Raw genomic sequence first — 25,761 nt, forward strand, 5'->3', positions numbered from 1 at the left:
CATTAGTAAGTACGAATCTTCGGCGGGAATGCCGGACGCAGTTTCGGTTCCATGTTGACGCTACGACGCGTCATGGATTCCGACTCTGGCAGATACAGGGAATGGCACAGCCAGTTTTCATCATCACGATCCGGGAAATCGAAGCGGCTATGGGCGCCACGGCTTTCAGTACGGAAGTTAGCGGACACGGCGGTCGCAAACGCGGTCTCCATCAGATTGTCCAACTCCAGGCACTCGACGCGCTGGGTGTTGAACTCGCTGGAAGTATCGTCGAGACGCGCGTTTTTCAGGCGTTCGCGGATCACTTTCAGTTGCTCCAGACCTTTGTGCATCGCATCGCCTTCGCGGAACACCGAGAAGTTGTGCTGCATACATTCCTGCAGTGCTTTGCGGATTTCCACCGGGTCTTCGCCGGAGCGGGTATTGTTCCAGCGATTGAGGCGGTCCAGCGAGCCTTCGACATCCGATTCGCTGGCGTCGCGCAGCGTGCCCTGCTCGGCGATGGACTCCTGCAGATGCAGGCCCGCCGCGCGGCCGAAGACCACCAGGTCGAGCAGCGAGTTGCCGCCCAGACGGTTGGCGCCGTGGACCGATACGCAGGCAATTTCGCCTACCGCGAACAGGCCCGGGATCACCACGTCTTCGCCCTTCTCATTCACGGTCAGCGCCTGACCGGTGACTTTGGTCGGGATACCGCCCATCATGTAGTGGCAGGTTGGGATAACCGGGATCGGCTCTTTCACCGGATCGACGTGAGCAAAGGTACGGGACAGCTCAAGGATACCTGGCAGACGAGATTCCAGAACCTCTTTACCCAGGTGATCCAGTTTCAGTTTCGCATGCGGGCCCCACGGACCATCGCAGCCGCGGCCTTCGCGGATTTCGATCATGATGGAACGCGCCACCACGTCACGACCCGCCAGGTCTTTGGCGTTCGGGGCATAACGCTCCATAAAGCGCTCGCCGTGTTTGTTCAGCAGGTAACCGCCTTCGCCGCGGCAACCTTCGGTGACCAGCACCCCTGCACCGGCGATGCCGGTCGGGTGGAACTGCCACATTTCCATATCCTGCACCGGAACGCCGGCGCGGATGGCCATCCCGACGCCGTCACCGGTGTTGATGTGGGCGTTGGTGGTGGACTGATAAATACGGCCTGCGCCGCCGGTCGCCAGCACGGTGGCGCGGGCTTTAAAGTAGACCACTTCGCCGGTCTCGATGCACAGGGCGGTACAACCGACCACCGCGCCGTCCTGGTTTTTCACCAGATCGAGGGCATACCATTCGGAGAAGATAGTGGTGTGGTTTTTCAGGTTCTGTTGATACAGGGTGTGCAACAGCGCGTGGCCGGTACGGTCAGCCGCCGCCGCGGTGCGTGCCGCTTGCTCGCCGCCGAAGTTTTTCGACTGGCCGCCGAACGGGCGCTGATAAATACGGCCGTCGTCAAGACGGGAGAACGGCAGGCCCATATGTTCCAGCTCAAGAATCGCTTCCGGGCCGGTCTTACACATATATTCGATGGCGTCCTGGTCGCCAATATAGTCCGACCCTTTTACGGTGTCGTACATATGCCATTCCCAGTTATCTTCATGGGAGTTACCGAGCGCGACGGTGATGCCACCCTGCGCGGATACGGTATGGGAACGGGTAGGGAACACTTTGGAGAGCAGTGCACAGGTCTGTCCGCTCTGGGAAATTTGCAGCGCCGCGCGCATACCTGCGCCGCCGGCACCGATAACAACAGCATCAAACTCTCTGACTGGCAATTTCATTACACACCCCACACCACAACAAATCCATAAAGAACGTAAGCCACCAGCGCCACAACGATAGCCAGTTGCAGAACCAGGCGCAGAGCCAGTGGTTTAACGTAGTCCGTTAACACCTGCCACATCCCGATCCAGGCATGGATGAGAATGGAGACGAGAGCCAGTAGAGTGAAGACTTTAGTGAAGCCGGAGGCAAAGAATCCGGTCCACACTTCCCATGAGATTTCACCGGTGGTGGCGAAGAAGCCAACCATGTAGATGATGTAGAGGGTCAGAACGATGGCGGTAGCACGGACCAGAATAAAGTCATGTACGCCGTTGCGTCCCAGTGCTGAGGCGTTGCTTACCATACGAGGACTCCTGCGAGAAGTGAAAGCACGACAGTAATAACAAAAGAGATTTTGGCGGAACGTTTCCCTGCTTCGAGGGTTTCGTCCAGGTAGCCAAAGTCCATCATCAGATGGCGGATACCGACAACGACATGATAGGCCAGTGCGGTGAGAATGCCCCACATGATGAACTTCACAAAGAAGCTATCCATGATCGAGGCCGCCGTCAGAAAACCTTCAGGGGAGGAAAGGCTGGTGCCCAGCAACCAAAGCAGAATTCCGACCGCCACGAAGGTGATGACACCGGAAACGCGATGGAGAATGGACGCTATCGCCGTGATTGGGAACCGTATCGTTTGTAGATCCAGATTGACAGGTCTTTGTTTTTTCACATTTCTTACCATGAATAACGCCCACATGCTGTTCTTATTGTTTCCTTCCTCCGGTCTGCTTGCGGGTCAGACAGCGTCCTTTCTATAACCAGAAGTCATGTTAAAACGTCTTTTCAGGCATTAAAACATCACTAAACAACGCTGGGTGGCTCGGGATTGCAGGGTGTTCCGGAGACCTGGCCGCAGTATAGGCCGTTCACAAAATCATTACAATTAACCTACATATAGTTTGTTGGGTTTTCTCCGGAACAGTGATCAAGGTCACGATAACAACATTTTTTTAATTTTTAATCACCTGATTTGACAAATATTAAACATTCTTGTTACAACCATTACCAGTTAAATGCAATAATGCTCAAAAGTTATGGGGTCACTCTTTCACCTGAGAATAAGTTATGTAACAGTGTGTCAGTATTGACCGATGTAATCAGGACAGTTATTAGTGGTATACAGGTTTTAATATTCGGACTGCTAAAACGCTGATTTGCTGTTGTTTCACCGCAGCCCTGAAGGACGTACCATCAAGCGCCGTTGCTCTGTACCCTGCCCTTTTCGCTGACGCAGAGCTGTGTGCAACATAACAAACTGGTAACGTATGCAGGCGCGGGCCGAAAGCAAATCCACCACCCGGCAGTCTTAAGCAATAAAGGCGCTAAGGAGACCATAAATGTCTGATGCTAAAGCAAAAATCACCCTGGGTGGTGACACTGCTATTGAACTGGATGTGCTAAAAGGCACGCTCGGTCAGGATGTTATTGATATTCGTAGTCTTGGTTCAAAAGGCGTATTTACTTTTGACCCAGGTTTCACATCCACCGCTTCTTGTGAATCTAAAATTACGTTTATCGATGGTGACGAGGGGATCCTGCTGCACCGCGGCTTCCCGATCGACCAGTTAGCGACCGAATCTAACTATCTCGAAGTATGTTATATTCTGCTGTACGGTGAAAAACCGACTCAGGCCGAATATGACGAATTCAAAACCACCGTCACCCGCCACACCATGATTCATGAGCAGATCACGCGTCTGTTCCATGCATTCCGTCGCGACTCCCACCCGATGGCCGTGATGTGCGGGATCACCGGCGCCCTGGCGGCGTTCTATCATGACTCCCTCGACGTGAATAACCCACGTCACCGCGAGATTGCTGCCTACCGTCTGCTGTCCAAAATGCCAACCATGGCAGCCATGTGTTACAAGTATTCTATCGGCCAGCCGTTTGTTTATCCGCGCAACGACCTCTCCTACGCCGGCAACTTCCTGCGCATGATGTTCGCGACACCGTGCGAAGAGTATGAAGTCAATCCGGTGCTTGAACGCGCGATGGATCGTATTCTGATCCTGCACGCCGATCACGAGCAGAACGCGTCGACCTCGACGGTACGTACCGCCGGCTCCTCCGGCGCTAACCCGTTCGCCTGTATCGCTGCTGGCATCGCCTCCCTGTGGGGACCGGCGCACGGCGGCGCCAACGAAGCGGCGCTGAAGATGCTGGAAGAGATCAGCTCCGTTGAGCACATTCCGGAATTTGTTCGTCGTGCGAAAGACAAGAATGACTCTTTCCGCCTGATGGGCTTCGGCCATCGTGTTTACAAAAACTACGACCCGCGCGCCACCGTGATGCGTGAAACCTGCCATGAAGTGCTGAAAGAGCTGGGCACCAAAGACGATCTGCTGCAGGTAGCCATGGAGCTGGAGCATATCGCGCTGAACGACCCGTACTTCATCGAGAAGAAACTCTACCCGAACGTCGACTTCTACTCCGGTATCATCCTGAAAGCGATGGGTATTCCGTCCTCCATGTTTACCGTTATCTTCGCCATGGCGCGTACCGTGGGCTGGATTGCGCACTGGAACGAAATGCACAGCGATGGCATGAAGATCGCCCGTCCGCGTCAGCTGTACACTGGCTACACCAAACGCGATTACCAGTCCGACATTAAGCGCTAATCTTGCCGTCCGGATGAAAAAAAACGCGCCGCCTGGCGCGTTTTTTTATCTGCCTGACTGCCGGGCTTAATGCTGGCATCCGGGACACCAGTAAAACGGCCGCGAGGAGAGTGTCGTCTTCTCAATCACACCCCCACAGCGCTCGCACCTTTCCCCGTCGCGATGGAAGACCTTAAAGCGAAACAGCGCGCCGTGATGCTTGTTGTCATCGGCCTGGCCGCGGGTGTGATACGACAACCGCGGAATAGCCAGCAGCGCGTGCGCCAGCGCATCCAGCTGACTATCGCTCAGTTCAGCGGCTTTACGCTTTCCGCTTAATCCCACCTGCCAGAGGATCTCCACCCGCAGATAGTTACCGAGCCCGGCCAGAAAAGCCTGATCCAGCAGCAGGCCGGAAAACTGACGATGGCGGAATTTGGCCGACAGCAGCCGCGCTTTCACCTCCTCCACGGTTAACGTCATATCCAGCACATCTGGCCCCACGCGCAGTAAAAACGGGTGATGGGCAACCTGCTCCGCCGTGAGCATCTCGATGTCCGAGGCGCTATAGAGCAAAATCGCCTTGCGGGCGGTCTGCAGCCTGACGCGCAGCACCCGGTTAGAGGCGGGCTGTTCCCCGGCGTCAACCACGCGCCAGACACCGTACAGCTGATTATGGCTGTACAGGGTCAGCCCGCCGGAGAAGTGTGTTAACAGGGCCTTACCGCGGGTGGCGATATGGGTCACCCGCTGGCCAATCAACAGGCTTTGATAGGGTTGCAACTGCGGAAAGGCGAACCAGGCATCGGTTAAGGGTTGGCCTTTGATTGCCGCCTCCAGTTTATCCGCCGCGCGGCGGATCTCCGGACCTTCCGGCATACTGTCATCCTTCTGTTAATGGGTGGCGCCGCCGCCCAGTTTACTATCCACCGACTGGCGCAGCGCCACGGCAATGGCCGTTTCCAGCGCTTCCCGCACGGTGGCGGTCGCCATACTCGGCTCGCCGGGATGGGCCGCCGCCTGCGCCGGTAGCCATGGAATATGGATAAAGCCGCCCCTGACGCCAGCCTGCTCCTGCAGCTTATGTAGCAAACCATACATCACGTGATTGCAGACGAAGGTGCCGGCGGTTTGGGAGACCGAAGCCGGGATCCCGCGATCGCGCAACGCGCTGACGATCGCTTTGATCGGTAAGGTACTGAACCACGCCGCCGGCCCCCCGTCGACGATCGGCGTGTCGACAGGCTGCTGGCCTTTGTTATCGGGAATGCGCGCATCATCGACGTTGATAGCCACACGTTCAACGCTGATATCGACGCGACCACCAGCCTGCCCAACGGCAATGACCAGCCTCGGCTGCAGGTCTTCTATCGCCGCGTAAAGCACCGACAGCGCCTCGCCAAACACACAGGGGAGCTGGCGGGCGATCACCGGCTGCCCGGCAATCATCGTCCCGTCCAGCTGCTTCACCACTTCCCATGAAGGGTTAACCGTTTCGCCATCAAAGGGTTCAAAACCGGTGAGCAATACTCCCGCCATCATCCTCTCCTTCGCGGTCATTCAGGTTGTCACGCTTCAGCGTCCAGTTGCGCGCTGACCAGAATATGGCGCCCGGCAAAGGCCGCCCGCAGACGGCGGGCAAAATCCAGCGCGTGCGGGCCATCGCCGTGCAGACACACCGTCTGCGCCACCACGTTCGCCCACTCGCCGCTGATACTGCGCACCCGGTGGTGCTGCACCATCTCGAGGGTTTGCGCCAGGGCCTGCTCTTCGCTGTCGATCAGCGCGCCGGGCTGGCTGCGCGGCACCAGGCTACCGTCGGCCAGGTAGCCGCGGTCGGCAAACACCTCCTGGCGCGTCGTCAGACCATAGTGCTGCCCGGCGCGGATCAGTTCGCTGCCCGCCAGCCCCACCAGCACCAGCTTCGGGTTAACATCACGGATCGCGCGGGCGATCGCGTCCGCCAGCGGCGGCGACTTGGCCGCCTGGTTATAAAGCATGCCGTGCGGCTTCACATGCTGTAGCTCGCCGCCCTGCGCCTGAACGATCGCCGCCAGGGCGCCAATCTGATACAGCATCTGGGCATAGACCGTTTCCGGCGGCAGATCCATCGCCGTACGGCCAAAATTTTCCCGGTCGGGATATCCCGGATGGGCGCCCACCGCCACGCCGTACTTCAGCGCCTCGCGTACGCTCTGCACCATCAGTCCGGCGTCGCCGGCATGAAAGCCGCAGGCGATATTCGCCGAAGAGACCAGCTGGAGCAGCGCGCTATCGTTCGCGCCCCCTTCCCCGAGATCGGCATTGAGATCAATCATCATCGTGGAGTCTCCAGGCCAGTTGTTCAAGATAACGCTGGCGATCGGCCCGTGCTTTTAAGGCATCCTCCAGCGAGCAGGCGACAAAGTGGATCGGCTGCCCCAGCGGGATCTGCGCCAGCTGGTACATATCAGCCTCAATAATGCAGGCGATGCGCGGATAGCCGCCGGTGGTTTGCGCATCGTTCATCAGGACGATGGGCTGGCCGTTATGCGGCACCTGCACTACGCCCGGCAGCAGACCGTGCGACAGCATCTCGCGATCGGTGATCCGTTTCAACGGCTGCCCCTGCAGGCGGTAGCCCATGCGATTGCTCTGCGGACTGAGCTGCCAGGGGGAGCGCCAGAACGACGCCTGCGAGGCCGCATCAAACTCATGATACTCCGGGCCCGGCAGCGCGCGAATGCGGTTGCCCAGCGGCAGCTGCTTGACACCGCGCGAGGTGGTAAAGCGCCGAGCGGCTTTCCCGAGCTTCAGCTGATCGCCATCCTGCAGGCGGCGTCCTTCCAGACCGCCAATCCCCGCCTTAAGATCCGTGCTGCGCGAGCCAAGCACCACCGGGACCGCGACCCCGCCCGCCACCGCCAGATAGCTGCGGATGCCATGCTGCGGCGTTTTCAGCACCAACCGTTGCCCGGCCCGGTAGGCGGTGCGCCAACCCACCCAGACCGCTTTGCCGTCCAGCGTCGCTTCGCAGGCGGCGCCGGTCAGCGCGAACCAGCCGCTGCGGGCAAATTCGATCTCCACCTGACCGAGGGTAATCTCCAGCCCGGCGGCGTTCGCCTCGTTGCCAACCAGCAGATTGGCAATCACCAGCGAGGGATAATCCAGAGCGCCGCAGCGGCTGATGCCAGACTGGCGCAGGCCTTCTCGTCCACCGTCCTGTACCGAGGTGTACAGACCGGCGCGGATCAGGGTTAACATACCCCCTCCTTTTGCGGCACAAAGCGAATTTTATCGCCCACGCGCAACAGCGCAGGCTCCTTACGCGCCGGGTCAAACAGCGTCAACGCGGTCCGCCCCAGCAGCTGCCAGCCGCCGGGCGTCGCCAGCGGATAGATGCCGGTTTGCGCGCCGCCAATGCCCACCGATCCGGCCGGGACCCGCACGCGCGGTTCGGCGCGACGCGGGGTCGCCAGCGCCGGCGGCAGCCCGCCCAGGTAGGGGAATCCCGGCTGAAAACCAATAAACCAGACCAGGTATTCCACCGAGGCATGCAGCTCCACAACCTGTTTTTCACTCAGGCCGCTGTGTTGCGCCACCACCCCGAGATCCGGCCCGGCCTCGCCGCCGTACACGACCGGGATGGTTAATGACCTCGACTCCGGCTCCAGCGCAAGACTCTCCTCCCACCAGCGCTGCAGACGGTCTATCGCCTCCCACGCCATCTCCTGCGGGCGGCGGAGCACCACGGTGATATTGTTCATGCCGGGAATGGCGTCAACCACCTCTTCATGGTGAGACAGACGCTGGGCCAATCCCCAGATCCGTTGCTGGCTCTCGAGCGTGACCGGCGGCTCCAGCTCCAGCACGACGGCCGTTTCTCCTAACAGATAACAACGCGCTCGCTGCACTTTTCTCTCTCCCGTCAGGCAGGGTTAGGAATATCAATAAAGGTGACATCCAGGTCGGTCGTTTCCGTCAGCCATTCACTGAGGGCGCGAATGCCGCCCCGCTCGGTGGCGTGGTGGCCGGCGGCATAAAAATGCAGCCCCTGTTCGCGGGCAGAGTGAATAGTTTGTTCCGACACCTCGCCGGTAATAAACGCATCCACCCCAAAGCGCGCCGCGGCGTCGATAAAGCTCTGGCCGCCGCCGGTACACCAGGCGACGCGGCTGACGGTGTCCGGCCCGGTATCGCCGCACCATAACGGCTTGCGCCCCAGCCGCGCTTCGATCCACGAGGCCAGTTCGAGGCCGGAAACCGGCATCGACAGTTCGCCCCAAGGCACCAGCGGTTCGATTTCACCCAGCACGTTAATCCCCAGCAGATGCGCCAGTTGCGCGTTGTTGCCCAGCTCCGGGTGGGCATCCAGCGGCAGGTGCCAGCCGTAGAGATTGATATCGTTGGCCAGCAGAGTCTTCAGGCGGCGGCGCTTCATGCCGCGGATCACTGGCGACTCGTTTTTCCAGAAATAGCCATGATGGACGATCACCGCATCCGCCTGCAGCCGAACGGCTTCATCCAGCAGCGCCTGGCTGGCCGTCACCCCGGTGACGATCGTTTGCACCGTATCACGTCCTTCCACCTGCAGACCGTTAGGGGCGAAATCACTGATGGCCGCACTATTGAGCTTGTCGTTTATCAGTTGTTCCAGTTCGCTATTTTTCATCGCCACTCCAGCAGATAATCAGGGTATACAAAGGCATAACATAACCAGATCCATTCGGGCCGTCGATAGTCCACAACCGGCACCGACCATGACTTTTTTGTTAATCCCGCATTTTGTCTACCCACCCCATCGCGCATTCGTGTATATTTATGCATTAATAAAGCATATTAAATAAACAGAAAGCCCCTCAAGCCATGAATATGACTAATAAAGCGCTATTCATGCAGAACGATCGACTTTCGCTTTACGCCAGGAAACCACACTTCTCATGAAGACAACATCATCGCAACCGCGGGCGATTTACTACGTCGTGGCGCTGCAAATCTGGGAATATTTTAGCTTCTACGGCATGCGCGCCCTGCTGATCCTCTATCTCACCAATCAGCTCAAATATGACGATAACCACGCCTATGCCCTGTTCAGCGCCTACTGTTCGCTGGTCTATGTCACGCCGATCCTCGGCGGCTATCTGGCCGATAAGCTGTTAGGCAACCGGATGGCGGTCATGCTCGGCGCGCTGCTGATGGCCATTGGCCATCTGGTGCTCGGAGCCAGCGAAACCGCCCCAGTCTTCCTCTACCTGTCGCTGGCGATCATCGTCTGCGGCTACGGGTTGTTTAAATCCAACGTCAGCTGTCTGCTGGGCGAACTCTACGAACCTGCCGATCCGCGTCGCGACGGCGGCTTCTCGCTGATGTATGCCGCGGGCAATATCGGCTCGATTATCGCGCCGATCGCCTGCGGCTACGTACAGGAGGAGTATAGCTGGGCGATGGGCTTTGCCCTGGCGGCCATCGGCATGGTGGCGGGACTGGTGATTTTTCTCTGCGGCAACCGTCACTTCCAGCATACTGCCGGCGTCAACCGCCAGGCGCTGTGCGCGCGCCGCTTCCTGCTGCCGAACTGGGGCTGGCTGCTGGTGCTGCTGGTTACCGCCCCGCTGCTGATCGCCGTGCTGTTCTGGCAGGAGTGGTCGGTGTATGCCCTGATCGTGGCCACCGTTATCGGCCTGGCGGTGCTGGCGCGGATCTACCTGCGCGCTGAAACCGATAAACAGCGTAAGGATCTGCGCCTGATCGTCGTCCTCACCGCGTTTAGCCTGCTGTTCTGGGCCTTCGCCCAGCAGGGCGGGAGCTCCATCAGCCTGTATATTGACCGCTTCGTTAATCGCCATATCATGAGCTACGAAGTCCCTACCGCCATGTTCCAGTCGGTCAACGCCTTCGCGGTGATGCTCTGCGGGATGGTGCTGGCGTGGCTGGTGAAAGAGAGCGTCGGTGGCAATCGCACCGTGCGCATCTGGGGGAAATTTGCCCTCGGTCTGGGCCTGATGAGCGCCGGGTTCTGCATCCTGACCCTCAGCGCCCGCTGGTCCGCGGCCTATGGCCAGTCGTCCATGCCGCTGATGGTGCTGGGGCTGGCGGTGATGGGTTTTGCCGAACTGTTTATCGACCCGGTCGCCATGTCGCAAATCACCCGCATTGAGATTCCGGGGGTCACCGGGGTGCTGACCGGTATCTATATGCTGCTCTCCGGGGCCATCGCCAACTATCTGGCCGGCGTCATCGCCGACCAGACCTCGCAGGCGTCCTTCGACGCTGCCGGGGCGGTGAACTACTCCATTGACGCCTACATCAAGGTCTTCAGCCAGATCACCTGGGGCGCGCTGGCCTGTGTCGGCGTGGTGCTGGTCATCTGGCTGTATCACTCGCTGAAGGTCAGGACCCGCCGTCTGGCGGTGGAGTAATTCCTTTTCTGGCGGCCTCCCAGGCCGCCAGCGTCTCCTGCCGCGCCTGTTTGTGATCGACTATCGGGCGCGGATAATCCAGTTTGATCCCCTGTTTATCCGCCCACGCCCACGGCTGATGCAGCGCCTTCTCCGGCACCTTTGCCAGCTCAGGCAGCCAGCGACGCATAAACACCCCCTGCTTATCAAACTTCTCGCCCTGGGTGGTGGGGTTAAATATGCGGAAATAGGGCGCGGCGTCGGTGCCTGTCGAGGCCGCCCACTGCCAGCCGCCGTTGTTCGCCGCCAGGTCGCCATCAATCAGTTGACTCATGAAGTAGCGCTCCCCTGCCCGCCAGTCGAGGCGCAGATCTTTCGTCAGGAAGCTGGCGACAATCATGCGCAACCGGTTATGCATCCAGCCGGTGGCGTTAAGCTGGCGCATCGCGGCATCGACTATCGGAAAGCCGGTCTCCCCGCGCTGCCAGGCCTGCAGGGCGGCGTCATCTTCACGCCAGGCGACCTTATCAGTCCATGCGATAAACGGGCGTCCTTTACAGAGTTTCGGATAGTAGACCATCAGATGGCGGTAAAACTCGCGCCAGATCAGCTCATTAAGCCAGGTTGCGCCTGCCCCGCCGTCCAGCGCGGCGGGGTGTTCCGTCAGCAGACGATGCAGGCACTGGCGCGGTGACAACACCCCGGTGGCCAGGCAGGGCGACAGGCGACTGGTCCCTTCCACGGCGGGGAAGTCACGCTGCCCCTCATACTCCGCCGCCGGTTGCTGACAAAACGCGCGCAGCCGCGCCAGCGCCGTTTTTTCATCCGCGGCAAACAGCAGCCCATCGAACGGCGTTTGCGGGTAGTTGAGCTCAGGCAGCGGCGGCGCCTGGCGGGCAGGCGCCTGGCGCGGCTTCGGCGCCGCCACGCACGCCGGGAGCCCGTCCCGCAGACGGCGAATAAACGCATTCTTAAACGGCGTGAAAACTTTATACATTTCGCCGCTGCCGGTCATGACGCTGCCGGGCGGCAACAGGACGCTGTCGTCAAAGCCCTGGCAAATGACATCGCGCAAGGTGTTCTCAACGGCGGCATCGCGCTGACGTTCATTGAATTCGTACTGATAGTTGTAGAACAGGTGGCTGACCTGGTGCTGCTGGCAGAAATGGGCCAGCCGTTCGACGCTGGCGGTAAAATCGTCCGCCTCTTCGACCCACAGCGGTATGCCCCGTTCCGCCAGCGCGGCGTGCAGACTGTGCAAATGGCTGGCGATAAACGCGGCCTGCCGCGGCGCCAGGTGATGCTCACGCCACTGCCCCGGGGTGGCGATATACAGCGCCAGCACCTGCGCCTGCGGATCCCGGCAGGCGGCAGCCAGCGCCAGGTTATCGTGAATGCGTAAATCCGTGCGTAACCAGACCAGATGGGTGGCCATATAACTCCTCGATATCCGTCAGCAAAACTCATCTCATGATATAAGCCGGAAAAAATAGCGCGCTCCGGCAAAATAAGCACCTGCCAATTCCACTGCGGTGCATGAAAACGAGTGTAGACAAGCGACGAAAAAAAACCGCCGGGGGCAACCGGCGGTTTTCTTGTCTTCGTCGCAGCAGGACGGATTAATAGAAATCGTGAGCGGCTTTTTCCGCCTGCGCCATCCACACCGGCTGCTCGCTGGTTTTCGACCACACCCGGTGCAGCCAGCTGTAATAGCGGGCGCGATCTTTCCAGAACAGCATCACCGGCAGCGCCGCGACGCCAGCCACGACGGCGAAAGCACGACGCAGTAAAATAATATGAGCAGGATAAGCTTTGTACAACGCCATCATTTCTCTCCCCTTTGTCAGGCCGGCAAGCAGCGCCGGTAAAATTAATCATGTTTGTCTGAGCAAAATGATACCGCTCTGGTTGTAATTTTACTACTCATCCGACCACTAAAAAGCACGTATTTATACTTAATTTACATTCACCACGTAAATTAGTTACAAAAAAGTTAAATTAATACTAACCATCAGTTAAATTGTGCCTTTGTCATTTTTATACTTTTTTTACACCGCGCCCGCCGATTTTTGCGAAATCTTTGCGCCGTAATTTCTATTCTCCCGGTAAATCAAAAAAGACACCCGGAGGTGGATTGTGACTGCAGGCGTACTCACTGGCGTTGGGCTGGTGTTCCTGTTACTGGCTTATCTGGTTTATGCCTTGATACACGCGGAGGCATTCTGATGGCTGCCCAGGGATTTTTATTATTAGCCAGCTACCTGCTGGTGTTGCTGGTGCTGGCGCGTCCGCTGGGGACGTGTCTGGCGAGGATGATGAACGATATCCCGCTTCCCGGCCTGGCCGGCGTCGAGCGCGTCCTGTGGCGCGTGGCCGGGATCCGCGCCGAGGAGATGGGCTGGCTGCAGTATTTGCTGGCGATCCTGCTGTTTAACGCCCTCGGCGGCCTGGCCCTGTTTGCCCTGCTGATGCTCCAGGGCGTGTTGCCGTTTAACCCGCAGCATCTGCCGGGATTGTCATGGGATCTGGCGCTCAACACGGCGGTCAGCTTTGTCAGCAATACCAACTGGCAGGCTTACGCCGGCGAAAGCACCATGAGCTATCTCAGCCAGATGGTCGGCCTGACGGTGCAGAATTTCCTCTCTGCCGCCACCGGGATCGCCGTGGTATTCGCCCTGACCCGCGCCTTCGCCCGGCAGAAAATGTCCGCCCTTGGCAATGCCTGGGTCGACCTGACGCGCATTACCCTGTGGCTGCTGCTGCCGCTCTCCCTGCTGGTGGCCCTGTTCTTTATTCAGCAGGGTGTGCCGCAGAATCTGCTGGCCTACCAGCCCTTTACCACCCTCGAAGGGGCGCACCAGCTGTTGCCGATGGGGCCTGTCGCCTCGCAGGAAGCGATTAAGCTGCTGGGCACCAACGGCGGCGGTTTCTTTAACGCCAACTCCGCTCACCCGTTTGAAAACCCGACCGCGCTGACCAATCTCGTGCAGATGCTGGCAATCTTCCTGATCCCGGCAGCACTGTGCTTCGCCTTCGGCGAGGTAGTGAGCGATCGCCGCCAGGGGCGCGCCATCCTGTGGGCAATGACGCTGATCTTTATCCTCTGCGTCGCCGTGGTGATGTGGGCGGAAACTCGCGGCAACCCCCACCTGCTGACGCTGGGCGCTGACAGTAGCCTGAATATGGAAGGTAAAGAGAGTCGCTTCGGTATTCTCGCCAGCAGTCTGTTCGCGGTGATCACCACTGCCGCCTCCTGCGGCGCGGTCAATGCCATGCATGACTCCTTCACCGCGCTGGGCGGCATGGTGCCGATGTGGCTGATGCAGATTGGCGAAGTGGTGTTCGGCGGCGTCGGTTCGGGCCTGTACGGCATGCTGCTGTTCGTTATGCTGGCGGTATTTATCGCCGGGCTGATGGTCGGCCGCACTCCGGAGTATCTCGGGAAGAAAATCGATGTCCGGGAAATGAAAATGATCGCCCTCGCCATTCTGGTCACCCCGACGCTGGTGCTGCTTGGCACGGCGCTGGCGATGATGACCGACGCCGGCCGCGCCGGGATGTTCAACCCTGGACCGCACGGCTTTAGCGAAGTGCTGTACGCCGTCACCTCGGCGGCCAATAACAACGGCAGCGCCTTCGCTGGCCTGGGTGCGGCGACGCCGTTCTGGAACCTGCTGCTGGCGTTCTGCATGCTGGTCGGCCGCTTCGCCGTCATCATTCCGGTGATGGCCATCGCCGGCTCGCTGGTGGCGAAGAAAATTCAACCGGCCAGCCCCGGCACCCTGGCCACCCACGACGCCCTGTTTATCGGTTTACTGATCGGCACCGTGCTGCTGGTGGGCGCCCTGACCTTTATTCCTGCGCTGGCGCTTGGCCCGCTGGCTGAACACTTTTCCTTACTTTGAGCGATGCGGAGCACCCTGTTATGAGTCGCAAACAATTAGCCCTGCTGGAGCCGACGCTGGTGCGCCAGGCGCTGCTGGATGCCGTGAAAAAACTCAGCCCGATGGTGCAATGGCGCAATCCGGTGATGTTTATCGTCTGGGTGGGCAGTCTGTTAACCACCCTGCTGGCGATCGCCATGGCTGGCGGCGCCCTGACCGGTAGCGCCACATTTACCGCCGCCGTCAGCATCTGGCTGTGGTTTACCGTGCTGTTCGCTAACTTTGCCGAAGCGATGGCGGAAGGCCGCAGCAAAGCCCAGGCCAACAGCCTGAAAGGGGTGAAAAAAACGGCCTTCGCCCGCAAACTGCGCGCCCCGCAGCATGACGCGACGGTCGACCACGTGCCAGCGGAAGACCTGCGCAAAGGCGACGTGGTGCTGGTGGAAGCCGGGGATATTATCCCCTGCGATGGCGAAGTCATCGAAGGCGGCGCCTCGGTCGACGAAAGCGCCATTACCGGCGAGTCTGCCCCGGTGATCCGTGAATCCGGTGGCGATTTTGCCTCGGTGACCGGCGGGACACGCATTCTCTCCGACTGGCTGGTGATCCGCTGCAGCGTGAACCCGGGAGAAACCTTCCTCGACCGGATGATCGCCATGGTGGAAGGCGCCCAGCGCCGTAAAACGCCGAACGAGATCGCCCTGACGATCCTGCTGATCGCCCTGACGCTGGTGTTCCTGCTGGCCACCGCCACCATCTGGCCGTTCTCGGCGTGGAGCGGCAATGCGGTCAGCGTTACCGTGCTGGTCGCCCTGCTGGTGTGCCTGATCCCGACCACCATCGGCGGGCTGCTGTCGGCCATCGGCGTCGCCGGGATGAGTCGTATGCTCGGCGCCAACGTGATCGCCACCAGCGGCCGCGCGGTGGAGGCCGCTGGCGACGTCGATGTCCTGCTGCTGGATAAAACCGGGACCATTACCCTCGGCAACCGTCAGGCTTCCGCCTTCCTGCCGGCGCGCGGCGTGGAAGAGCGAACCCTCGCCGACGCCGCCCAGCTCTCCTCGCTGGCGGATGAAACCCCTGAGGGGCGCAGCATCGTGGTGCTGGCGAAACAGCGCTTTAACCTGCGCGAACGCGATCTGCAGTCGCTGCACGCCACCTTTGTCCCCTTTACCGCGCAAACGCGGATGAGCGGCATCAATATTGATCAACGCATGATCCGCAAAGGGTCGGTGGACGCCATTCGCCGCCACGTGGAGGCCAACGGCGGCCACTTCCCTGCCGATGTCGATAAGCAGGTGGAAGAGGTCGCCCGCAAGGGGGCCACGCCGCTGGTGGTCGCCGAAGGGGAAAAGGTGCTGGGGATTATTTCGCTCAAAGATATCGTTAAAGGCGGTATCAAAGAACGTTTCGCCCAGCTGCGCAAAATGGGCATTAAAACGGTGATGATCACCGGCGATAACCGCCTGACCGCCGCGGCGATCGCCGCCGAGGCCGGGGTCGATGATTTCCTCGCCGAAGCGACGCCGGAAGCCAAGCTGGCGTTGATCCGCCAGTATCAGTCGGAAGGTCGGCTGGTGGCGATGACCGGCGACGGCACCAACGATGCGCCCGCGCTGGCTCAGGCCGACGTGGCGGTGGCCATGAACTCCGGCACCCAGGCGGCGAAGGAAGCAGGCAACATGGTCGACCTGGATTCCAACCCCACCAAGCTGATTGAGGTGGTCCATATCGGCAAACAGATGTTAATGACGCGCGGCTCGCTGACTACCTTCAGTATTGCCAACGACGTGGCGAAATATTTCGCCATTATTCCGGCGGCATTTGCCGCGGTCTATCCCCAGCTGGCCATGCTGAACGTGATGGGCCTGCATTCACCGTCGTCAGCGATCCTCAGCGCCGTTATCTTTAACGCGCTGATCATCGTCTTCCTGATCCCGCTGGCCCTGAAAGGCGTGAGCTATCGCCCACTCTCCGCCTCGGCGATGCTGCGCCGCAACCTGTGGATCTACGGCCTCGGCGGTCTGCTGGTGCCCTTTATCGGTATTAAAGCCATCGACCTGCTGCTGACCCTGAGCGGTCTGGTGTGAGGAAAAAACTATGTCATTGATTCGTCCAGCACTTGTGCTATTTATTCTGTTAACGCTGCTCACCGGCGGCGTCTATCCTCTGCTGACCACCAGCCTGGGACAATGGTGGTTTAACTCACAGGCCAACGGCTCGCTGATCCGCCTGAACGGTGAAGTGCGCGGCTCCGGACTGATTGGCCAGAACTATACTGCCGCAGGCTATTTCCAGGGCCGCCCGTCGGCCACCGCTGAGACGGCGGATAATCCCATGGCGTCAGGCGGCAGCAACCTTGCCGCCAGCAACCCGGCGCTGGATAAAGCGGTGAGCGAGCGCGTACAGGCCCTGCGCGCCGCGAACCCGGACGCCGACCCGCGGGTACCGGTCGAGCTGGTCACCACCTCGGCGAGCGGTCTCGATAACAACCTGACCCCGGCCGCCGCGCTGTGGCAGGTCCCCCGGGTGGCTAAAGCGCGCCAGCTGAGCGTTGAGCAGGTAAGCCAGCTGGTGAACCAGGCCACACAAACCCCGCTGCTGAGCTTCCTTGGTCAGCCGGTGGTCAATATACTGCAACTCAATATGGCGCTGGATGCCCTGAAGGATAAGTAAATGAGTGACGAGCCGCTGCGCCCGGACCCTGACCGCCTGCTGCAGCACACCGCCGCCCCGCATCGCGGCAAACTGAAAGTGTTCTTCGGCGCCTGCGCCGGGGTGGGGAAAACCTGGGCGATGCTGGCGGAAGCGCAGCGGCTGCGCGCCCAGGGGCTGGATATTCTGATTGGCGTGGCGGAGACCCACGGCCGAAAAGAGACCGCTGCGATGCTGGAGGGCCTGAGCACCCTGCCGCCGCGGCGGCTCGCTCATCGCGGGCGGTACGTGTATGAGTTCGATCTCGACGCCGCCCTCGCCCGCCGTCCGGCGCTGATTCTGGTGGATGAGCTGGCGCACAGCAATGCGCCCGGCTCCCGCCATCCGAAGCGCTGGCAGGATGTGGATGAACTGCTGGAGGCCGGAATTGATGTCTTTACCACCGTCAACGTCCAGCATCTGGAAAGCCTGAACGACGTCGTCAGCGGGATCACCGGCGTGCAGGTGCGGGAGACCGTTCCCGACCCCTTCTTTGACGCCGCGGACGACGTGGTGCTGGTGGACCTCCCCCCTGACGATCTGCGCCAGCGGCTCAATGAGGGCAAAGTCTATATCGGCGGCCAGGCCGAGCGCGCCATCGAAAACTTTTTCCGCAAGGGCAATCTGATTGCGCTGCGCGAGCTGGCTCTGCGCCGCACCGCCGACCGCGTCGATGAACAGATGCGCGCCTGGCGCGACCGCCAGGGCCAGGAGAAAGTCTGGCACACCCGCGATGCGATCCTGCTCTGTATCGGGCACAACACCGGCAGCGAAAAGCTGGTGCGCGCCGCCGCCCGGCTCGCCGCCCGCCTGGGCAGCGTCTGGCATGCAGTGTATGTCGAGACCCCTTCCCTGCACCGCCTGCCGGAAGCCCGGCGGCGGGCTATTCTCGCCGCGCTGCGTCTGGCCCAGGAGCTGGGCGCCGAAACCGCCACCCTCTCCGACCCGTCGGAAGAGAAAGCGGTCCTCCATTACGCCCGCGAGCATAACCTCGGCAAAATCGTCATCGGCCGCCAGCGCAAACGCCGCTGGTGGGATCGCAGCGGCTTCGCCGACCGTCTGGCTCGCCATGCGCCGGACCTCGATCTGGTGGTGATCGCCCTCGATGAAAAACCGTCCCCTCTCCCTGCCCGGGCCAACGACAGCCGTACGGCGCTGGAAAAGTGGCGCCTGCAGCTGCAGGGCTGCGCGGTGGCGGTGGCGCTATGCGCCATCATCACCCTGGTGGCCATGCAGTGGTTGATGGCCTTCGAAGCCGCCAACCTGGTGATGCTCTATCTGCTGGGGGTGGTGATCATCGCCCTGGTCTATGGCCGCTGGCCGTCGGTGCTGGCGACGGTGATCAACGTTATCAGCTTCGATCTGTTTTTTGTCGCCCCGCGCGGGACGCTGGCGGTGTCAGATGTCCAGTATCTGCTCACCTTCGGCGTGATGCTCACTGTGGGCCTGCTTATCGGTAACCTCACCGCTGGCGTACGCTACCAGGCGCGGGTGGCGCGCTACCGTGAACGCCGTACCCGCCACCTGTATGAGATGTCTAAAGCGCTGGCGGTGGGTCGTAGCCAGCAGGATATCGCCACCACCAGCGAGCGCTTCATCGCCTCCACCTTTCAGGCCCGCAGCCAGTTGCTGCTGCCGGACGCCCAGGGAAAACTGCTGCCCTTAACCCACCAGCCAGGGCTGACCCCATGGGATGACGCCATCGCCCGCTGGAGCTTTGATAAGGGGCAGCCTGCCGGCGCCGGCACCGATACCCTGCCCGGCGTGCCGTACCAAATTTTACCGCTGAAGAGCGCCGCCCGCACCTGGGGACTACTGGTGGTGGAACCGGAGAATTTGCGCCAGCTGATGATCCCGGAGCAGCAGCGGCTGCTGGAGACCTTTACCCTGCTGGTGGCCAGCGCCCTGGAGCGCCTCACCCTGACCGCCAGCGAAGAGCAGGCCCGGCTGACCAGCGAGCGGGAAAGCCTGCGTAACTCGCTGCTCGCCGCCCTGTCGCACGATCTGCGTACTCCGCTAACCGTGCTGTTTGGCCAGGCGGAAATTCTGACCCTCGATCTGGCCAGCGAAGGTTCAAAGCATGCTCCTCAGGCCAATGAAATTCGCCAGCATGTGCTCAACACCACCCGTCTGGTGAACAACCTGCTGGATATGGCGCGGATCCAGTCCGGCGGCTTTAATCTGCATAAGGAGTGGCTGACGCTGGAGGAAGTGGTCGGCAGCGCGCTGCGCATGCTCGAACCGAGCCTCGGCGGCCAGCACATTCAGTTGGATCTCCCCGATCCCCTCCAGCTGGTGCATGTCGACGGGCCGCTGTTCGAGCGGGTGCTGATCAACCTGCTGGAAAATGCCCATAAGTATGCCGGCGCCCGGGCGAACATCGGCATCCGCGCCGAGGCGGACGCCCGGCAGCTGTCGCTGGAGGTATGGGATAACGGTCCGGGGATCCCGGCAGGCCAGGAACAGGCTATCTTTGATAAATTCGCCCGCGGCAACAAAGAGTCGGCGATCCCTGGCGTCGGGCTGGGCCTTGCCATCTGTCAGGCCATCGTCGACGTTCACGGCGGGACCATCTCCGCCAGCAACCGGCCCGAGGGCGGTGCCTCATTCCGTGTTACACTGCCGGGAGAAACGCCCCCTGAACTGGAAGAGCTACCTGAGGAATTGTGATTAACGTTCTGATTATCGAAGACGAACACGCTATCCGACGCTTTCTGCGCACCGCGCTGGAAGCCGACGGCATGCGCGTATTTGAAGCGGAAACCCTGCAGCGTGGGCTGATTGAAGCCGCCACCCGCAAGCCCGACCTCGCGATCCTCGATCTGGGCCTGCCGGATGGTGACGGCATTGATTTTATTCGCGACCTGCGTCAGTGGAGCCAGATGCCGATTATCGTCCTGTCAGCGCGTAGCGAAGAGCATGACAAAATTGCCGCCCTGGATGCCGGCGCCGATGACTACTTAAGTAAACCCTTTGGCATCGGCGAGCTACAGGCTCGCCTGCGCGTCGCGCTGCGTCGCCACGGCGCGGCGCAGGCCGATGAGCCAGTGGTGCGCTTCGCTGACCTGGAGGTCAATATCCCCGCCCGCCGCATCCTGCGCGGCAGCGAAGAGATCCACCTGACGCCCATCGAGTTTCGCCTGCTGGCGGCGCTGTTGAATAATCCCGGCAAAGTGCTTACCCAGCGCCAGTTGCTGAATCAGGTGTGGGGGCCTAACGCCGTGGAGCACAGCCACTATCTGCGGATCTATATGGGTCATTTGCGACAAAAGCTGGAGGCCGATCCGGCACGGCCGCAGCATTTGCTGACTGAAACCGGCATTGGCTATCGCTTTATGCCCTGAGCCCCGCCTCTGCAGTACCAGAGGCTGGCGATTTTCAGCCCTTCAGAGAGCAGCAGAAAACCGGCCAGGATCGCTACATGCATGACGCCGGCAGCCTGAATCAGCCACAGACCCAGCGACAGCGAAGGCTGCATAAACACCAGTCTGAGCGGCGCCTGCCCCCAGGCCAGCCACAGCGCATAGCGGCTCTGACGGAAAAAAAGGATCATCGACAGTGGGATGCTGATAATCAGCAGAACATTCAGCGGATACAGCCAGACCGCCCCAGAGCCGTAAGTATGCAGCAGCTGGAGATAAGCCAGCAGGTCGTCGTAAAAAGGGAGGCGGCGGTGGGCAATATTCCACCATAAGAATTGCAGGACGAAAAAGAGATCCATCCACGCCCAGAATAAAAACAGGGACTTCCGTTGTATTTTCATCGCTATCCTTGCGAAAAAAATCAGGCCCACAAGGGGCCTGATGTTTGGCTGCGGTTACGCGTTCTTCAGCACTTCGCTGACAATCTCTACCGCTTCTTTTTCAATCAGCTTGCGATGCTCTTCGCCGAGGAAGCTTTCGCAGTAGATCTTGTAGGCGTCTTCGGTGCCTGACGGACGCGCCGCGAACCAGCCGTTGTCGGTCATCACCTTCAGGCCGCCAATCGCCGCCCCGTTGCCCGGCGCCGCGGTCAGACGAGCAGTGATCGGATCGCCCGCCAGGGTGTCAGCGCTGACCATTTCCGGAGAGAGCTTGGACAGCGCAGCTTTTTGCGCGGAGGTCGCGGAAGCCTGCAGGCGGTTGTAGCTCGGCGCACCAAAGCGTTCCGCCAGTTCGTTGTAATGCTCCTGCGGGTTTTTCCCGGTCACCGCGGTGATTTCCGCCGCCAGCAGGCACATGATGATGCCGTCTTTATCGGTGGACCATGGCGTGCCGTCAAAGCGCAGGAAGGAGGCCCCGGCGCTCTCTTCGCCGCCGAAGCCGAAGCTGCCGTCGAACAGGCCGTCGACAAACCATTTAAAGCCCACCGGCACTTCCACCAGCTTGCGGCCCAGATCGTTCACCACGCGGTCAATCATCGCTGAGGAGACCAGCGTTTTACCCACCGCCACCTCTTTGCCCCACTGCGGACGATGCTGGAACAGGTAGTTGATCGCTACCGCCAGGTAGTGGTTCGGGTTCATCAACCCGGCTGGGGTGACAATCCCGTGGCGGTCGTAATCCGGATCGTTAGCAAACGCCAGATCGAACTTATCGCGCAGCGCCAGCAGGCCTGCCATCGCACACTCTGAGGAGCAGTCCATACGGATGGCGCCGTCTTTATCGAGGTGCATAAAGCGGAAGGTCTGGTCAACCTGATCGTTCACAATGGTCAGATTGAGCTTGTAGTGTTCGCCAATACGTTTCCAGTATTCGATACCGGACCCGCCCAGCGGATCGACGCCCAGCGTCAGGCCCGCTTTCTGGATCGCCGCCATGTCGACGATGTCCGCCAGCCCTTCAATGAACGGCTGCACCAGATCCTGTTCTTTAACGTGACCAGAAGCCAGCGCCGCGTCCAGAGAAATGCGTTTCACGCCCTGCAGGCCGGCGGCCAGCAGTTCGTTGGCGCGGTTTTCCACCACTTTGGTGACGTTGGTATCAGCCGGGCCGCCGTTTGGCGGGTTGTACTTGATACCACCATCTTCCGGCGGGTTGTGTGACGGGGTGATCACAATGCCGTCTGCCAGCGGACCGCCTTTTTTGTTATGCACCAGAATCGCATTGGAGACCGCCGGCGTCGGAGTGAAGCCGTTGTTTTCCTGCACGATCACGTCAACGCCGTTGGCGGTTAACACTTCCAGCACCGAAATAAACGCCGGCTCGGAAAGGGCGTGGGTATCTTTGCCGACATAGCACGGACCGGTGATCCCGTTCTTCGCACGATCTTCCGCAATGGCCTGGGCGATGGCCAGGATATGCGGTTCGTTGAAGTTGTGGCGCGCCGCGCTACCGCGATGGCCAGAGGTGCCGAATTTTACCGCATGCTCCGCATTACCGACTTCAGGCTTCAGCACGTAGTACTGAGCAGTCAGTTGGGCGACGTTAATCAAATCACTCTGTTGCGCAGGCTGCCCCGCACGTTTATCGATTGCCATTGCCTGATCCTTCTGGTGCAAATGTTAAAAAGCTAGATCGTGCCGCAAACCTTTTCAATCAGCTCCGCAGGGAACTGCATCGACTGCATGATGTGCTCAATCATGCTGCATTTACGGCCGGTATTGGTATTAGTGATAACCCACCACGGTGTACCAGGAACCTGTTTTGGTTTGGTCTGATTACCGCTTTTCAGCAGCGTACGCGCATCTTCTGCGAAGTAGACGCGCGTGCGGCCATGCAGAGACTCAGTCGCCTCGGCAAATGCTTTATTGTCCAGAGAATAGAGGGTCGTCAACACCAGCATGAAACGGTTCACCGCACGCTTCTGCTCGGCGTATTCATCAGATAACAACAGCTCGCGCATGGCGCGGACTTTATCTTTCGCCGGGTTAGCGGGTTTCACCTCCACGGCAGGCGCTGGCGCCAGTGCCGGCGCGGCTTTGCTGACCGGTGTAGCCGGTTGGGAAACGGCGGAAAATTTCAGCATGCGCCGTAAAATGTCGGATGCGCTCTCGCCGATATGCAGAGTGTGGCTGGCAATATAGCGATAGAGTTCATCATCAACTTCAATTGTTTTCATCTTAATCCAGTGCGATATCTTTTCTGAATACAAATCGTTGGGATTATAAGTACAAATCCCAACCGCGGATAGCGTCAAACCAGGATGGCGGTAAAACTCAGAAAACTTCTGGGTCTTGCAGCCGGATGGCAGAATGTCCAACATAATACCCTAACCCGACGGAGCGAAAAAAAGAACTTTGCCATGAAATTAAATAGCCGAGCGCAATCTGCACAGAATCCGCACAACCACTCCCCGATCGTGCTGGTCCACGGTCTGTTTGGCAGCCTGGACAACCTGGGCATCCTCGCCCGCGACCTGATCGCCGACCACGATATTGTGCAGGTCGATATGCGCAACCACGGTTTGTCGCCGCGATCGCCAGAGATGACCTACCCCGCCATGGCGCAGGATCTGCTTGATACGCTCGACGCGCACCAGATCGAGCGCGCCACCTTTATCGGCCATTCGATGGGCGGGAAAGCGGTGATGGCGTTGACCGCCCTGGCGCCGGAACGCATCAGCGGACTGGTGGCGATCGATATCGCGCCGGTGGATTATCATGTGCGCCGCCATGATGAGATCTTCGCCGCTATCCGCGCCGTCAGCGAATCCTCCGCCAGCAGCCGCCAGCAGGCGGCGCAGGTGATGCGTGAGCATCTGCGGGAAGAGGGCGTGATTCAGTTCCTGCTGAAATCTTTTGTCGACGGCGAATGGCGCTTTAACGTGCCGGTGCTGTGGGACCAGTACCCGCATATCGTCGGCTGGGAAACCATTCCGGCCTGGCCGCACCCGACGCAGTTTATTCCCGGCGGCAACTCGCCCTATGTGACCGACGCCTACCGCGACGCGCTGCTGGCGCAGTTCCCGCAGGCCCGGGCGCACGTCATCGCCGGCGCCGGACACTGGGTGCATGCCGAGAAACCCGAGGCGGTGTTACGCGCCATCCGCCGCTATCTGACGAGCATCGCCGCCTGATTGGCTAAAATATGCCCGACCGCGCCGCAGAATGCCCGCGGTCGTTGGCGCAGCCGTTCGCCTGATGTATGATGGCGCGCTATCTGCGCCGGCTAGAGCCCGGCAGCTTGTTTCCCCGAAGTCACTCAGAATCATGGCAAAAGAACAAACGGACCGTACGACATTAGATTTGTTCGCAAACGAGCGTCGCCCGGGAAGACCGAAAACCAATCCGCTGTCGCGCGATGAACAACTGCGCATCAACAAACGTAACCAGCTGAAACGCGATAAGGTTCGCGGGCTGAAGCGCGTCGAGTTAAAACTCAACGCCGACGCGGTCGATGCGCTCAATGAACTGGCGGAAGCGCGTAATATGAGCCGCAGCGATCTCATTGAAGAGATGCTGATGACCCAATTGCGCGCCCTGCACAGCCAGGGAAAAGTCTAACTTTCCGCGAAAAATCCGCATTCGTGTAGCAGAGTGTGCAGTCGGGCGTGATTGCTGTTTCCGCGCCCTTGCCTGTTCTGCTATGATTGCCGTTATCTATGGGCATCGCGTCCCTACCACATCATTTAAGTTTCAAGAGGTTATTTTACTCATGGCAATCATCGGCATCTTTTTTGGCAGCGACACCGGCAACACCGAAAATATTGCAAAAATGATTCAAAAGCAGCTTGGTAAAGATGTTGCTGATGTTCACGACATTGCCAAAAGCAGCAAAGAAGACCTGGAAGCCCACGACATTCTGCTGCTCGGTATCCCGACCTGGTACTACGGCGAAGCGCAGTGTGACTGGGACGACTTCTTCCCGACGCTGGAAGAGATCGACTTCAATGGTAAACTGGTGGCGCTGTTCGGCTGTGGCGACCAGGAAGACTACGCAGAATACTTCTGCGACGCGCTGGGCACCATCCGCGACATCATTGAGCCGCGCGGCGCGACCATCGTCGGTCACTGGCCGACAGCCGGGTATCATTTTGAGGCCTCCAAAGGCCTGGCAGATGACGACCACTTCGTCGGCCTCGCCATTGATGAAGACCGCCAGCCGGAGCTGACCAACGAGCGCGTTGAGAAATGGGTGAAGCAGGTTGCCGAAGAGCTGCACCTCGAAGAAATCAAAAACGCCTGATGATTAAGCGGCGCAATCATTGAGTTGCGTCGCATTAATAGACAAAAGCAATCAAACTAATAGCTACAAGTTTTTAACTTTTAATCACATATCTGTACAATGTCCTCTGATTCTACGAGGCACGTGACGCAGTTTGTAGCTGGTGCCTCGTTTTTGACAGCAAACCAGGCCTGATGCTTGCAGTTTTCATTTACCAGTGGCAGTTCTATAATGAGACGCATTACGTCGGGTTAATTTCTGTATGACTTCCGTTGAAGGAAGTAGATCGTTTAGCAACAGGACAG

26 protein-coding genes are annotated in these 25,761 nt (G+C 59.7%); 12 read left to right on the forward strand and 14 right to left on the reverse strand.

What is annotated here, in order from left to right; translation table 11 throughout:
* Positions 1-2 precede the first annotated feature (2 nt).
* From sdhA to sdhC, 3 genes are read right to left on the reverse strand one after another with little or no spacing between them, the layout of a single operon-like run.
* On the reverse strand, positions 3-1,769 hold the full coding sequence (sdhA, locus tag AC3EMD_RS18930; RefSeq protein WP_008805685.1) for a succinate dehydrogenase flavoprotein subunit: 1,767 nt from the start codon (positions 1,767-1,769) through the stop codon (positions 3-5).
* On the reverse strand, positions 1,769-2,116 hold the full coding sequence (sdhD, locus tag AC3EMD_RS18935; protein WP_002894949.1) for a succinate dehydrogenase membrane anchor subunit: 348 nt from the start codon (positions 2,114-2,116) through the stop codon (positions 1,769-1,771). The genes sdhA and sdhD overlap by 1 nt, the downstream gene beginning before the upstream one ends.
* A complete protein-coding gene (gene sdhC / locus AC3EMD_RS18940) occupies positions 2,110-2,514 on the reverse strand; it encodes a succinate dehydrogenase cytochrome b556 subunit (protein ID WP_004142216.1) in 405 nt (134 codons plus the stop codon). The genes sdhD and sdhC overlap by 7 nt, the downstream gene beginning before the upstream one ends.
* A gap of 324 nt (positions 2,515-2,838) precedes the next feature.
* On the opposite strand from sdhC, the gene AC3EMD_RS18945 reads away from it, so the two are divergent.
* Both AC3EMD_RS18945 and gltA read left to right on the forward strand, forming a co-directional pair.
* Positions 2,839-2,970 (forward strand): hypothetical protein, encoded by a 132-nt coding sequence (locus tag AC3EMD_RS18945; RefSeq protein WP_418268517.1) that lies wholly within the window; start codon positions 2,839-2,841, stop codon positions 2,968-2,970.
* 184 nt (positions 2,971-3,154) lie between these two features.
* Positions 3,155-4,438: a citrate synthase gene (gene gltA, locus AC3EMD_RS18950; protein WP_008805683.1), complete on the forward strand. Its 1,284-nt coding sequence runs from the start codon at positions 3,155-3,157 to the stop codon at positions 4,436-4,438.
* 66 nt (positions 4,439-4,504) lie between these two features.
* Here gltA and nei read toward each other — a convergent pair whose 3' ends face one another.
* Genes nei through AC3EMD_RS18980 form a run of 6 tightly spaced genes read right to left on the reverse strand, consistent with a single transcriptional unit; the run spans position 4,505 to position 9,068 of the window.
* Entirely contained in the window at positions 4,505-5,296 is a 792-nt protein-coding gene (gene nei / locus AC3EMD_RS18955) for an endonuclease VIII (protein ID WP_012968686.1), read from the reverse strand.
* 15 nt (positions 5,297-5,311) lie between these two features.
* Positions 5,312-5,956 carry a pyroglutamyl-peptidase I gene (gene pcp, locus AC3EMD_RS18960; protein WP_012542429.1) on the reverse strand — a complete coding sequence of 215 codons (645 nt, stop codon included), beginning with the start codon at positions 5,954-5,956 and terminating at the stop codon, positions 5,312-5,314.
* A 29-nt stretch (positions 5,957-5,985) separates the two neighbouring features.
* Entirely contained in the window at positions 5,986-6,738 is a 753-nt protein-coding gene (pxpA, locus tag AC3EMD_RS18965; protein WP_012542430.1) for a 5-oxoprolinase subunit PxpA, read from the reverse strand.
* A complete protein-coding gene (gene pxpC, locus AC3EMD_RS18970) occupies positions 6,728-7,660 on the reverse strand; it encodes a 5-oxoprolinase subunit PxpC (RefSeq protein WP_023297234.1) in 933 nt (310 codons plus the stop codon). The genes pxpA and pxpC overlap by 11 nt, the downstream gene beginning before the upstream one ends.
* Positions 7,654-8,310: a 5-oxoprolinase subunit PxpB gene (gene pxpB / locus AC3EMD_RS18975; RefSeq protein ID WP_012542432.1), complete on the reverse strand. Its 657-nt coding sequence runs from the start codon at positions 8,308-8,310 to the stop codon at positions 7,654-7,656. Before pxpB ends, pxpC begins: the two co-directional genes overlap by 7 nt.
* Positions 8,311-8,324: 14 nt before the next feature.
* Positions 8,325-9,068, reverse strand: a complete 744-nt coding sequence (locus tag AC3EMD_RS18980) for a type 2 GTP cyclohydrolase I (protein WP_008805677.1) — start codon at positions 9,066-9,068, stop codon at positions 8,325-8,327.
* Between the two features lie 268 nt (positions 9,069-9,336).
* Between AC3EMD_RS18980 and AC3EMD_RS18985 the strand changes: the two genes are divergently transcribed.
* Positions 9,337-10,815, forward strand: a complete 1,479-nt coding sequence (locus AC3EMD_RS18985; protein WP_012542433.1) for an MFS transporter — start codon at positions 9,337-9,339, stop codon at positions 10,813-10,815.
* Here the strand turns inward: AC3EMD_RS18985 and phrB are convergent.
* On the reverse strand, positions 10,787-12,229 hold the full coding sequence (gene phrB, locus AC3EMD_RS18990) for a deoxyribodipyrimidine photo-lyase (RefSeq protein WP_012542434.1): 1,443 nt from the start codon (positions 12,227-12,229) through the stop codon (positions 10,787-10,789). The two genes, AC3EMD_RS18985 and phrB, sit on opposite strands and share 29 nt — an antisense overlap.
* A gap of 184 nt (positions 12,230-12,413) precedes the next feature.
* Complete coding sequence (locus AC3EMD_RS18995; protein ID WP_004142243.1) at positions 12,414-12,623, reverse strand: DUF2517 family protein; 210 nt, start codon at positions 12,621-12,623, stop codon at positions 12,414-12,416.
* Between the two features lie 307 nt (positions 12,624-12,930).
* Between AC3EMD_RS18995 and kdpF the strand changes: the two genes are divergently transcribed.
* The 6 genes from kdpF to kdpE are packed head-to-tail and all read left to right on the forward strand — an operon-like array spanning position 12,931 to position 20,716.
* A complete protein-coding gene (kdpF, locus tag AC3EMD_RS19000; protein ID WP_020323459.1) occupies positions 12,931-13,020 on the forward strand; it encodes a K(+)-transporting ATPase subunit F in 90 nt (29 codons plus the stop codon).
* Positions 13,020-14,699 (forward strand): potassium-transporting ATPase subunit KdpA, encoded by a 1,680-nt coding sequence (kdpA, locus tag AC3EMD_RS19005; protein ID WP_012542435.1) that lies wholly within the window; start codon positions 13,020-13,022, stop codon positions 14,697-14,699. The genes kdpF and kdpA overlap by 1 nt, the downstream gene beginning before the upstream one ends.
* A 20-nt stretch (positions 14,700-14,719) precedes the next feature.
* Entirely contained in the window at positions 14,720-16,768 is a 2,049-nt protein-coding gene (gene kdpB / locus AC3EMD_RS19010; RefSeq protein ID WP_110216313.1) for a potassium-transporting ATPase subunit KdpB, read from the forward strand.
* Between the two features lie 10 nt (positions 16,769-16,778).
* Positions 16,779-17,354, forward strand: a complete 576-nt coding sequence (gene kdpC, locus AC3EMD_RS19015; protein WP_012542436.1) for a potassium-transporting ATPase subunit KdpC — start codon at positions 16,779-16,781, stop codon at positions 17,352-17,354.
* A complete protein-coding gene (gene kdpD, locus AC3EMD_RS19020; protein ID WP_012542437.1) occupies positions 17,355-20,042 on the forward strand; it encodes a two-component system sensor histidine kinase KdpD in 2,688 nt (895 codons plus the stop codon).
* Entirely contained in the window at positions 20,039-20,716 is a 678-nt protein-coding gene (gene kdpE, locus AC3EMD_RS19025; protein WP_002894776.1) for a two-component system response regulator KdpE, read from the forward strand. The genes kdpD and kdpE overlap by 4 nt, the downstream gene beginning before the upstream one ends.
* Here the strand turns inward: kdpE and AC3EMD_RS19030 are convergent.
* The 3 genes from AC3EMD_RS19030 to seqA are packed head-to-tail and all read right to left on the reverse strand — an operon-like array spanning position 20,698 to position 23,411.
* The gene (locus AC3EMD_RS19030) at positions 20,698-21,135 is read right to left on the reverse strand and encodes a hypothetical protein (protein WP_032734978.1); all 438 of its coding nucleotides are present in this window, start codon (positions 21,133-21,135) and stop codon (positions 20,698-20,700) included. The genes kdpE and AC3EMD_RS19030 overlap by 19 nt on opposite strands.
* A 54-nt stretch (positions 21,136-21,189) precedes the next feature.
* Complete coding sequence (gene pgm, locus AC3EMD_RS19035) at positions 21,190-22,830, reverse strand: phosphoglucomutase (alpha-D-glucose-1,6-bisphosphate-dependent) (RefSeq protein WP_002894773.1); 1,641 nt, start codon at positions 22,828-22,830, stop codon at positions 21,190-21,192.
* Positions 22,831-22,862: 32 nt separating this feature from the next.
* Positions 22,863-23,411, reverse strand: coding sequence for a replication initiation negative regulator SeqA (gene seqA / locus AC3EMD_RS19040; protein ID WP_012542439.1), 549 nt, complete (start codon positions 23,409-23,411; stop codon positions 22,863-22,865).
* A 183-nt stretch (positions 23,412-23,594) separates the two neighbouring features.
* On the opposite strand from seqA, the gene ybfF reads away from it, so the two are divergent.
* From ybfF to fldA, 3 genes are all read left to right on the forward strand, one after another.
* Complete coding sequence (gene ybfF / locus AC3EMD_RS19045; RefSeq protein ID WP_012542440.1) at positions 23,595-24,368, forward strand: esterase; 774 nt, start codon at positions 23,595-23,597, stop codon at positions 24,366-24,368.
* Between the two features lie 133 nt (positions 24,369-24,501).
* Positions 24,502-24,795 carry a LexA regulated protein gene (gene ybfE, locus AC3EMD_RS19050; protein WP_012542441.1) on the forward strand — a complete coding sequence of 98 codons (294 nt, stop codon included), beginning with the start codon at positions 24,502-24,504 and terminating at the stop codon, positions 24,793-24,795.
* Positions 24,796-24,946: 151 nt separating this feature from the next.
* Positions 24,947-25,477 carry a flavodoxin FldA gene (gene fldA / locus AC3EMD_RS19055; RefSeq protein ID WP_002894765.1) on the forward strand — a complete coding sequence of 177 codons (531 nt, stop codon included), beginning with the start codon at positions 24,947-24,949 and terminating at the stop codon, positions 25,475-25,477.
* The last annotated feature ends 284 nt before the right edge of the window (positions 25,478-25,761 follow it).

The organism is Klebsiella sp. PK18, from assembly GCF_057784655.1.